Below are 8,946 nucleotides of genomic sequence, written 5' to 3'. Positions count from 1 at the left end.
GTTTTAGATGGATAATAGTCATCGGCTTCTTTGTGGTTTGTGTTTTGTTTGGCGACTAACATCAGATCACAATTGAAGCCTTTTTTCTATCTAATTCATGCTCTTACCGCTTAAGATCCTGTCTATGAGCCGCCGCTTTAGATGGCGGGGAAAACCCCCACCCTTTGCCGATTTGCGCCACGCCAACGGGCGCCTGCCGGCACCATATTGTTCAAAAAATCACCAACCAATCGTTTTGCACGGCCTTTATGTCTTTTTGCAATTGCCCCATTCCCGCCCAGTGTACAGAATGGTTTCTGTATGGAAACCGTGGTGGCAGGGAATGATGGCCTGGAACATCAGGGCGGTAGCGTGGCCGTACCGCCGCAATCCGAGCTTTTGCCGGATCGGCTCAATAAAACCGAGCGGCTCCATACGACCACAAATACTGTGTTTATACACAGTTATAATGGACAGCAACCACAGACCCGGCACGCTTTCACTCGTCGGACGTCTTGATTGGCAGCAGGGATAAAAAATATTATTTTTATTCAACAGGTTGCGATTAACTCTCGAAAGCACTCATGCCCAGAATAAGCGGTTATCGAGAAGGCTTGTTTTATCCTTGAAAGAAGAACGCAATTTTTAGGAAAAATTCAGTACAATCATAGTGTTAGCATCGACCTTTTGATCTGGATGAATGCGGGTTATCGAGCCAGGTCAATATACAATTGTTAGATTTCTGGTGCCAACTTTGAGGTCAAGATGAGCATACGGGCGTTATCAGACGCTATTACCGATTTGCCCTATGGCTTGTCGGAGCAGGTATTGAGCTATGCTCGTTCTTTAGATTTGGCCGCGCCTGAAATTTTTCAAGACGCTGGAGTAGCTTTCTCCCGAGAAATTGCCGATACCCTTGTTTTCATTGCCGGCCTACGAAAGCTTTTTTCGATCGTTGACTCAAATTATTGGGTGATCGACAACGCCGGCGCTATCTTGGAGCGGCAGCAGAACCAATCGTCAGTGAGGGTTGGTGGTGCCGACTTATCGAGAGGCGGTAGCTATCATCAATCACTTATAACCGTTCGACGCGAACTCATAGAACTACTGGCCGAGCACCAGATACTTCAGTTTGTTCAGAATGTTCCGTATGTTGAGGTAGTTCGGGAGCTCGCGAGTGGACGTTAATGCCGTTCAACAAAGCATCAGAAAGTTCCTGAAAAAGCATAAGCAAGCTTTCTTCACGATAAGCTCAAATCAGTCAAAGGCGCTTGAGCTTGCCGTAACTGTTGGAGTTGCGGAGCACTACCGCTCAGTTGGATACACGATTCATGTTGTGAATCCAAAGAAGAGTCCGCAAACGTTCGTGGTTAAAACCAGTACACGGGGGCATCCGTGGAATTTTACCCACCTGAAGTTTGAACGTCATGACGTGATTTATGAGGGGCACATGAACCTTGTGGTGGAAAGCGCTCATGACGAAGGGCGGTACTGTGTTGATTTTGGGCTGATCAAAACTGGCTGTGTACCTGATAAGGCCATGAAAACTGCCTGGAGCGCAGCTAAGAACAAGGATTTAGTCACGTTTGCAGAGGTCAAAAAATTGGTGGTGTATCCAATGCTTCTCGCCCAATTTTTGGGGATTGTCCATGAGATTAAACCGTGCTTCATTCATGGCAGAACCCCTAGGGGGTTTGGCCGGGAAGATCATCTATATCCTGTTCTGGCCTCTTTAGGGAACTTCTCTGGTAACTCGTCGAAAATTGTCGAAGCCTATAAGACCCGCAGGGTCCGTGTATTAGTGGCAGAAAATTTTGACCTTAGACTGGCCGGGGTAAGAAGTGGTCGGCAGGAGAGTCCATTTGTCTATGCGGATGAATTTGAAGATGAAATCTAACAATCGCAGGCACTGGGACAAAATTTCCGCTGCGCTACAATTTTTGCCCGTGCTGCGGGCGTTATCCGCAAGTTATAGTTGAGATCTTCCATGGATTTAACCAGACTGGAAAAACTTGAGTGGGTGGTGGTAAATCTTGAAGAAATTTGTAAGTCGTATTTCATCAGCAGAGCCATCAACCTAGAGTCTCGGAATCTGGATGCAGGATTCGAGGTCTATGCACCGTATAGGCATCTTTGCAATGTGCTTGTCACCGATTTCGTGATTCGATGGTGTAAGGTGTTTGGAACTAATAGCGAAGAAATGCATTGGAAGAACTTTGTCCCGGAGGCCGATTTGGAAGCATTTAAAGCCAGTATCTACGCGTCAGCGAATGCCTCCCCAGAGGAGTTTCATGCTTATTGGCAGCAAATGAAAGCCGCGAGGGATACTGCGTGTGCTCATTTCACATATGAGTACGTCGATAAGGAAATGCCACTCTTCGAAATAGCTCTAGATAGCGCTTCGGCTGCTCACTCGTACTTTGTCGATCAACTTATTAGATTGGGCGTCAAGAGGTCTCACTTCGATTTCAAGCAATTCGGTGAAACTTCATCAATCGGTTTCATGCATAAAGTCGGTAAAGGATAACAAACTGCCGCAGCACTCAGCGTTAGATACTCATAGGAGAAACAATGAAACTGAAGACTATATTGGCTGTTGCATGCGCTACCGTCTCATCCTTGGCATTCGCTGACACCAAGCAAGATATAGCGAAGTGCGCTGCTACTTCTGCGGATGCAGCTAGGCTTATGTGTTACGACGTGGTTGCAAAAAAGCTTGGCGTTGATAAGCCATCTTCGACAACGACTACAGGAAGCGGGAAGTGGTCAGTTCGCTCTGACAGATCACCAATCGACGATAGCGTCAATGTTTACTTGTCAGTTCAGTCTGAAGAGCCAGTTCGCTCTGGATATAATACAGTTCGCCCATCTCTATTCATCCGCTGCTCCGAGAACAAAACCAATGTTTTCCTGAATTGGGGGCTTTATCTCGGCCTCGATTCAACCCGAATGCTTACACGCTTCGATAGTGAGAATGCCACAACGGCATCATGGTCAATTTCAACAGACAACAAGGCCGTATTTGTACACGGTAGCGACATTGCCTTTGCCAAGAAAATGATGAACCATGAAAAGCTCCTGACCCAAATAACACCGTATGGAGAAAGCCCCGTGATGGCAACATTCCCCATTACTGGTCTTTCGGAATCAATAAAGCCGCTACGGCAAGCATGTAACTGGTAGGTATGAAAAACACATCTAACCATCTGCTCCAGCCGACGGTACCAAACTGCTACACAGTTTGCCGTCGGCTGAGAGAAAGCGTTATATTTAAAAAGGAGAAAGCGATGTAACGTAACAACATGAACGTCAAACTTGTAGCTATAGCAATTGCTGTACTTCTGCAGGCATTAACTGCGGATGCGATTGATAATACTTATACGTTTGTAGCACACTAAATAACTGTTCTTAATGGTACGGCGTGTTAGCGTGCGGGACCCGATCGATGTAACACTATTAGGATCAGTTATTTAGATGATATAGGCCTATTGAGCAAGCCATGTGAGGTCTCCGGATGGAGTCAGTCAATTGATATCTCTATTAACACATTAAGCAGTGAAGCTAGAAAAAATTGTGCAGGAATTGTTGCTTAAGCATCACAAATTGGTGTGCAGCTCTATAGCCACTGGAAATAAGAATACATTCACTGTATGGCAATAGAAATACAATTACATAATGTATTTTTTGAACCGAAAGGAATAAAGAATGAAGAACGTTATTTTTGTTAACCTCTTTCTCGGCCTGCTAATTTCATCAACTTCATTGCATGCCGAAACCCTATCTAACTTACAAAAGAAGGAGCTTACGATCTTTGGTATGAAAGCTATGGGTCTCAATGTTGGTATCGGCCAAGTCAAAAAGATTTTGTCTACCCCAGAAATTCATGAAATGGTTGCTGCGGGGTTAAATCTTAATGGTCACCTATGTGCGGAACTCGTAGAAATTCGCCCTTTAAAAATCCAAAGTACTTATGAGGTAAGGTGTATTGCTTACCGTGGTGGTAGTGCTAAAAAGCAGTATGTAATCGATGCATTGAAAGGGGTTGCGTTTGTTCCATAGTAAAATAAACATAATCAACACCACGCTCAAGGATACGCGTAAAAGTCGCGCGTCCCTTAGCTAGGCGTTATGCCGCCACTGCCCAAGGTAGCTACGGCATCCAAAGGAGGTGAATCATGAAGGTCTTCGTTGGTATCATCCTGGGCTTCTTCTCGGGCTTCCTGATCTACATGGCCGCCGCGATGCTCTTCACTAGTGGTGAGCCGTCAGGGGCGTTCGTCTTCGCGACGCTCTTCGGCGGATGGGGTCTCTCCATCTGGATCATGGTCCGCGGCGCTCGGACGGTATCGAAGGTGTTTTCTCGAGGGTTCCTCCTCGGAGCGGCTGAATGGCTTGCCATGATCCCCGTTGGTCTCGTTTTCAGCGGAAAGGCGCTGACGGAAGCCGTCGGTCAGGGAGGTGGTACAGATGCTGAGCTGGCAGGCGCAACAATCGGCGCCGGTCTCGTTTCTTTCGTAACCGGCGGCGTTGCCGTCGTGATGGCACTCGTCTGCCTGATCGGGTTCGCCGTCTCGTACTTCATCGGTCGGGAAATGAAGCCAGAATCGGCAACGCCAACTCGAACCTGCCCGGAGTGCGCCGAACTCATCCAAGCGGCGGCGCGCAAGTGCAAACACTGCGGCGCCGAAATCGCCCAAGTGAAGTAGTGGATGTGAAGCGACATAACCCTATTCGTTATACACTTAAGGAGATGCAATGACTTCTATCCAATGTCCGTTATGTCACGGAAGTGCAAAAGGAGGACATCATATAAATGATGACACCGTTTATATATGTAAAAGCTGCGGGGGATACAGATTAACTGGCACTGCAGAACATCTTATTAAGACTGGAGTAATTTCAAACATTGATTCAAATAAGCTCAGGAAGAAAATTATCGAGAAACGTAACAACCCGAGAGAATATCCGATAATTACAGAATATGATTTTTAACCCGAAGGGCAATCATGAAAACTGATGCGGAAATGGGGTCAGGCCTTTCCTTTGACCCATATCTCTCGGCTTAAACTCATTGAATTCAAAGGAACCCAATTTACTTTAATCGACGCTTAAAAAATGAAAAAGACCCCAAGATATAAATTTATACGCCCTGCATTATCTGACCTCATGGTATGAGAGCGATAACGACAGGTACGGATTCCTGACCGGAGAATGAGCCAAGTTATAAAAATCAAAAAGAAAGATCCAACCCCATGTACGCATGCGGGTTAATTCAGGCATTAGTTGCTACAAGCGTTCCCAAAGAATTGAGGAGAATTAAATATGGGTGACTGGTCAGAATACTTTGAGGATTTCCCTGAAGAGAACCCTGCAAACTTGGTCAATGGAACTTTCAACCCTCAACTTGCAGCTCAAATTCGTGCTCAAGAAAGTAAGCAAGCAGAGGCAACTAGAGCAGCCAATGCAGAACTAAACGTAATGATATCTAAAGCTAAGAGCGAAGCTAAAGCGCGCTCACTACTGGTTACTGAGGATTGCCCTCAGTGTGGATTAAAGGAACTAAATACATATAAGATCAGTGATACATTTTATCTGTGTGAATGTCAGGGTTGTGGTATCTACGGTAAGGGGACAACCCATCAAATGGCTTTGGAGCGTACTTCTGACGCAATTGGCGAATTTAAAGATTGGCGTGATGGTTCGGAGTACTAGACAACTAATCAGGTAGCCGAGGGTTTCTAACCCTCAGCCCCCACTACACCCTGTATGCGGATCCGCACAGGGCGTTTCACTTGGCATGGTGAAGCTTGATCCCTCCATCACACAATGCATGTAAGCCCTGAGCTTTCAGGCAGGCGTTGTTCAACGCTTTCTGTCTTCCCGGTGTCGTTGAGCCGCGCCATGCCATGGGCCTTTGCTGGTGATGCTGGTCCAACCTTTACGCGAAAGCCACCACCATATATTGTTACCGAACACTTATTCTCCATTGCTTCTCTGCAAATCCGCCATGAGCACAGCCCGCCTCGATGACCTACGATATTTTTACCAACTTATGGCAAATCTCGATCGTCGTATGGGTGGAAAGCGCGTCCTTTCTGCGTGTACTGGCAAGATGAGGTGGCCACAGCGAGGGGTGTACTTCTTCTTCGAGGAAGGCGAGCAGCGGTCCGATACCGGGAGCGGATTACGTGTTGTCCGAGTCGGAACACATGCTCTGTCCGCTAGTGCCCGGACGAAACTGTGGCAGAGGTTATCGCAGCATCGCGGCTCCGCGAAGAGCGGCGGCGGCAACCATCGAGGATCGATCTTTCGGCTTCTTGTTGGTGAAGCGTTGGCAAGACAGCCACACACCGAATGGATCGGGACCTGGGGACAGGGGAATAGCGCGAGTGGTGATATTCGCTTGGGTGAACTCGAATATGAAAAGCGCGTAAGCGCCGTCATCGGTACCATGCCTTTCCTTTGGCTTGATGTCGATGACGAATCAGGCCCTCCGAACCTGCGAAGCTTCGTCGAACGTAACGCAATTGCGCTTCTCAGCAACTATAACAAAGCAACTCTGGACAGCCCATCGCCGGAGTGGCTTGGTCGATTTTCAGGTCGACCGAAGGTGCGCTTGTCAGGGCTTTGGAATCAGAATCACGTTGATGAGCCGTATGATCCGGGCTTCCTAGATGTTCTCAACCACCTAGTATCTCAAATGGATCTATAAGCATGATCATCGTTATTCAGTGCGCAGGGCGGAAATGTCTGAATGCTGGATCACTCTGGACGGCGAGCAGAGAAAAAATTCAGTTTGTTGCCGACCCGGCCAAAGCACCTGCTCGACCTGGGCATGTCTATGCCCGTCCTGATGATCTCGCTGGTGATGGTTTGTCATGGCGAGACAAGCTTCTGGCCTACCAGAGAAGTGATAATCCACACGCCTTGCTTAAGGCATACCAGCTCTACAATGTGTCGGTGTATGAGAAACTTGTACACCGCTTTGGTGAGAAGAAAGTATTCATACTTTCGGCGGGCTGGGGCCTCATACGGGCAGATTTCCTGACTCCGTCCTACGATATTACCTTTAGCAAACATGCCCGTAAGAAACATCCGTACCTCTTCCGAGACCCGAAGGAGAATTATCGGGACTTTTGCCAGCTTGACAAAACCTCAGATGAACCAATCTACTTCTTTGGAGGCCAGGATTACATTCTACCCTTCACTGCCCTTACCGCAGGTACACGCGGTGAACGTGTGGTCTACTACAATTCTAAGCATCCCCCCATTGCTCCTGGCTGCAGGCTTGAAAGGTATGTCACCACGGCGAAGACGAATTGGCATTATTCGTGTGCACAATGGTTCTTGAGCAAATTTTCATAGTTGGGAACTTATTCGTTATGACACTTGGCCGTGATATGAAGAAAGTCGCTAAATTTGAAGTTGCGGAAGAGCAACTTTTTGATAGCTTAAATATATTCATTAATGGACACTACTACTCTGCATCAACGTTAGCAGGTGCAGCAGAAGAAATATTCAGTAGATTATTAAACTCAATAGGTGAAAACACAGGCTAACGCCAGCTTCTTAACCAAAGGTTACCCATCAATAGCAACGAGTCATACGGTTATGCACAGATGAACCTCAACGATCTATTGAAAAGCAAAGGCGTTGACCCTCAACACGTTCTGGTACTACGCCACAGACCAAACGAACCTGAGTTGAACAAAGTTCTTCCGTGGCTGGCTGCCGAGAAACCTGACGTATTCAACGCCTATCAACAGACGCAAGGTGAAAAACTCGAAAAGGTCATGGCGAGCATGACCGGCACGGGGTACATCGCGTCGTTCATTGGACACGAGCCAGGCAAAGCGCTCTTCATTGGTCTGTATTCAATCGGCAAAAACAAACCGCTCACGCTAAAACAGTATTGGCGGATTCCGGCTTATGTAGAGATGAAAGCTTTTGGTATGCGGGGCTTTACGGAAGAAAACGAAAGGCATTCTGTCCTCTGGTTCGACCTCGCGGTTACCGACGTCTTTGCATCTTGGAAAGGAAAGCTAGTTGTCGGTTGGCCACCTCCCGAGCGGTCATGGTGGAGGCGGGCACATCGAAACGACATTCCGGTGGCTGCTATTCTTGAAGAGAGTGTGCTCGACGCAGCTATGCCTGAATGGGATGCAATTAATTTATCGTGGGAAGAACTCGCCGTTCTCCCTTCGCGTTGGAAGTCCGCGCTTTCTCACTGGCGCGGCATCTACTACGTATTCGATACTTCCGACGGGAAGGGCTATGTAGGGTCAGCCTACGGCGAAGCCAATCTTTTCGGTCGCTGGTTAAACTATGCAGCGCGAGGACACGGCGGCAACAAATTGCTAAAGGAGCGAGATCCCCGCAACTTCCGATTTAGTATCCTGCAAAGAGTGTCACCTGACATGAATACAACTGATCTCGTTCGGCTCGAAAATTCGTGGAAAGAAAGGCTCCACACGCGGCAGCCATTTGGGCTAAATGACAACTAAGAGCCCTAATCGGGTAGCCCCCACAACCCCTGCATGCGGGTCCGCACAGGGCGTTTCACTTGGCATGGTGAAGGCTGCTCCCTCCATCACGCAACGCATATAAACCCTGGGCTTTCAGGTAGGCGTTGTTCAGCGCTTTCTGTCTTCCCGGTGTCGTTGAGCCGCGCCATGGGCCTTTGCCGATGATGCCACCCGCCACAGCCGGCTCAGCCGGCCTTAGCCGCCGAACCGGGCCAGTTGCATTTCCCGCAGCCGGCTCAGGGTCCGGCGGAAGGGAAAGGCCAGGGCGCCGTCCCGGTAAAGCTCCTCCGGCGGCACTTCGGCCTCCAGCCAGAGCGGTATGCCCCTGTCGTAGCATTCGTCCACCAGGGCGATAAAGCGGCGCGCGCCGTCGTCCTGGCGGGACAGGGGCGGCAGTTGGCGCTCGCCGGCTGCCACCTGGGTCGCGCCGTCCTCGGTGCCG

Annotated in this window: 13 protein-coding genes; 12 read left to right on the top strand and 1 reads right to left on the bottom strand. The window is 48.6% G+C overall.

Features of this window, described 5'->3' with window-relative positions:
- The first annotated feature begins 744 nt into the window (after positions 1-744).
- From CGX12_RS19680 to CGX12_RS17925, 12 genes are all read left to right on the top strand, one after another.
- Complete coding sequence (locus CGX12_RS19680; protein WP_142995679.1) at positions 745-1,167, top strand: hypothetical protein; 423 nt, start codon at positions 745-747, stop codon at positions 1,165-1,167.
- On the top strand, positions 1,157-1,876 hold the full coding sequence (locus CGX12_RS17960) for a hypothetical protein (RefSeq protein WP_094041211.1): 720 nt from the start codon (positions 1,157-1,159) through the stop codon (positions 1,874-1,876). Before CGX12_RS19680 ends, CGX12_RS17960 begins: the two co-directional genes overlap by 11 nt.
- Positions 1,877-1,966: 90 nt before the next feature.
- Complete coding sequence (locus CGX12_RS17955) at positions 1,967-2,506, top strand: hypothetical protein (RefSeq protein WP_094041209.1); 540 nt, start codon at positions 1,967-1,969, stop codon at positions 2,504-2,506.
- A 44-nt stretch (positions 2,507-2,550) separates the two neighbouring features.
- Entirely contained in the window at positions 2,551-3,162 is a 612-nt protein-coding gene (locus CGX12_RS17950; RefSeq protein ID WP_094041207.1) for a type VI secretion system-associated protein TagO, read from the top strand.
- Between the two features lie 522 nt (positions 3,163-3,684).
- The gene (locus tag CGX12_RS19675) at positions 3,685-4,038 is read left to right on the top strand and encodes a hypothetical protein (RefSeq protein WP_142995678.1); all 354 of its coding nucleotides are present in this window, start codon (positions 3,685-3,687) and stop codon (positions 4,036-4,038) included.
- Positions 4,039-4,154: 116 nt separating this feature from the next.
- Positions 4,155-4,685 carry a zinc ribbon domain-containing protein gene (locus CGX12_RS17945; RefSeq protein ID WP_094041205.1) on the top strand — a complete coding sequence of 177 codons (531 nt, stop codon included), beginning with the start codon at positions 4,155-4,157 and terminating at the stop codon, positions 4,683-4,685.
- A gap of 49 nt (positions 4,686-4,734) precedes the next feature.
- On the top strand, positions 4,735-4,971 hold the full coding sequence (locus CGX12_RS19670; protein WP_142995677.1) for a hypothetical protein: 237 nt from the start codon (positions 4,735-4,737) through the stop codon (positions 4,969-4,971).
- Between the two features lie 330 nt (positions 4,972-5,301).
- Positions 5,302-5,691, top strand: a complete 390-nt coding sequence (locus CGX12_RS17940) for a hypothetical protein (RefSeq protein ID WP_094041203.1) — start codon at positions 5,302-5,304, stop codon at positions 5,689-5,691.
- 211 nt (positions 5,692-5,902) lie between these two features.
- Entirely contained in the window at positions 5,903-6,691 is a 789-nt protein-coding gene (locus CGX12_RS20455) for a GIY-YIG domain-containing protein (protein ID WP_497045852.1), read from the top strand.
- Positions 6,692-6,693: 2 nt separating this feature from the next.
- Positions 6,694-7,344, top strand: a complete 651-nt coding sequence (locus CGX12_RS17930) for a hypothetical protein (protein ID WP_094041200.1) — start codon at positions 6,694-6,696, stop codon at positions 7,342-7,344.
- A gap of 17 nt (positions 7,345-7,361) precedes the next feature.
- Entirely contained in the window at positions 7,362-7,538 is a 177-nt protein-coding gene (locus tag CGX12_RS19955; RefSeq protein WP_176442111.1) for a hypothetical protein, read from the top strand.
- A 60-nt stretch (positions 7,539-7,598) separates the two neighbouring features.
- Positions 7,599-8,483: a GIY-YIG nuclease family protein gene (locus tag CGX12_RS17925; RefSeq protein WP_094041198.1), complete on the top strand. Its 885-nt coding sequence runs from the start codon at positions 7,599-7,601 to the stop codon at positions 8,481-8,483.
- A 216-nt stretch (positions 8,484-8,699) separates the two neighbouring features.
- Here the strand turns inward: CGX12_RS17925 and zapE are convergent.
- On the bottom strand, positions 8,700-8,946 hold a 247-nt coding region (zapE, locus tag CGX12_RS17920; RefSeq protein ID WP_142995676.1), incomplete at its 5' end, for an AFG1/ZapE family ATPase.

The sequence above is a fragment of the Zobellella denitrificans genome, assembly GCF_002237365.1.
In the GTDB taxonomy this organism is placed as follows: Bacteria; Pseudomonadota; Gammaproteobacteria; order Enterobacterales; family Aeromonadaceae; genus Oceanimonas; species Oceanimonas denitrificans.
The sequence above is the reverse complement of the archived record's forward strand: the minus strand, read 5'-3'. Positions and strand labels throughout refer to the sequence as shown.

Excerpts from the sequence above, each read along its gene's own strand:
- CGX12_RS17955 (WP_094041209.1), top strand. The coding sequence starts at position 1,967 with ATGGATTTAACCAGACTGGAAAAACTTGAGTGGGTGGTGGTAAATCTT.
- CGX12_RS20455 (WP_497045852.1), top strand. The coding sequence starts at position 5,903 with ATGCTGGTCCAACCTTTACGCGAAAGCCACCACCATATATTGTTACCG.
- CGX12_RS19955 (WP_176442111.1), top strand. The coding sequence starts at position 7,362 with ATGACACTTGGCCGTGATATGAAGAAAGTCGCTAAATTTGAAGTTGCG.
- CGX12_RS17940 (WP_094041203.1), top strand. The coding sequence starts at position 5,302 with ATGGGTGACTGGTCAGAATACTTTGAGGATTTCCCTGAAGAGAACCCT.
- CGX12_RS17950 (WP_094041207.1), top strand. The coding sequence starts at position 2,551 with ATGAAACTGAAGACTATATTGGCTGTTGCATGCGCTACCGTCTCATCC.
- CGX12_RS17930 (WP_094041200.1), top strand. The coding sequence starts at position 6,694 with ATGATCATCGTTATTCAGTGCGCAGGGCGGAAATGTCTGAATGCTGGA.
- CGX12_RS19675 (WP_142995678.1), top strand. The coding sequence starts at position 3,685 with ATGAAGAACGTTATTTTTGTTAACCTCTTTCTCGGCCTGCTAATTTCA.
- CGX12_RS17945 (WP_094041205.1), top strand. The coding sequence starts at position 4,155 with ATGAAGGTCTTCGTTGGTATCATCCTGGGCTTCTTCTCGGGCTTCCTG.
- CGX12_RS19670 (WP_142995677.1), top strand. The coding sequence starts at position 4,735 with ATGACTTCTATCCAATGTCCGTTATGTCACGGAAGTGCAAAAGGAGGA.
- CGX12_RS19680 (WP_142995679.1), top strand. The coding sequence starts at position 745 with ATGAGCATACGGGCGTTATCAGACGCTATTACCGATTTGCCCTATGGC.
- CGX12_RS17925 (WP_094041198.1), top strand. The coding sequence starts at position 7,599 with ATGAACCTCAACGATCTATTGAAAAGCAAAGGCGTTGACCCTCAACAC.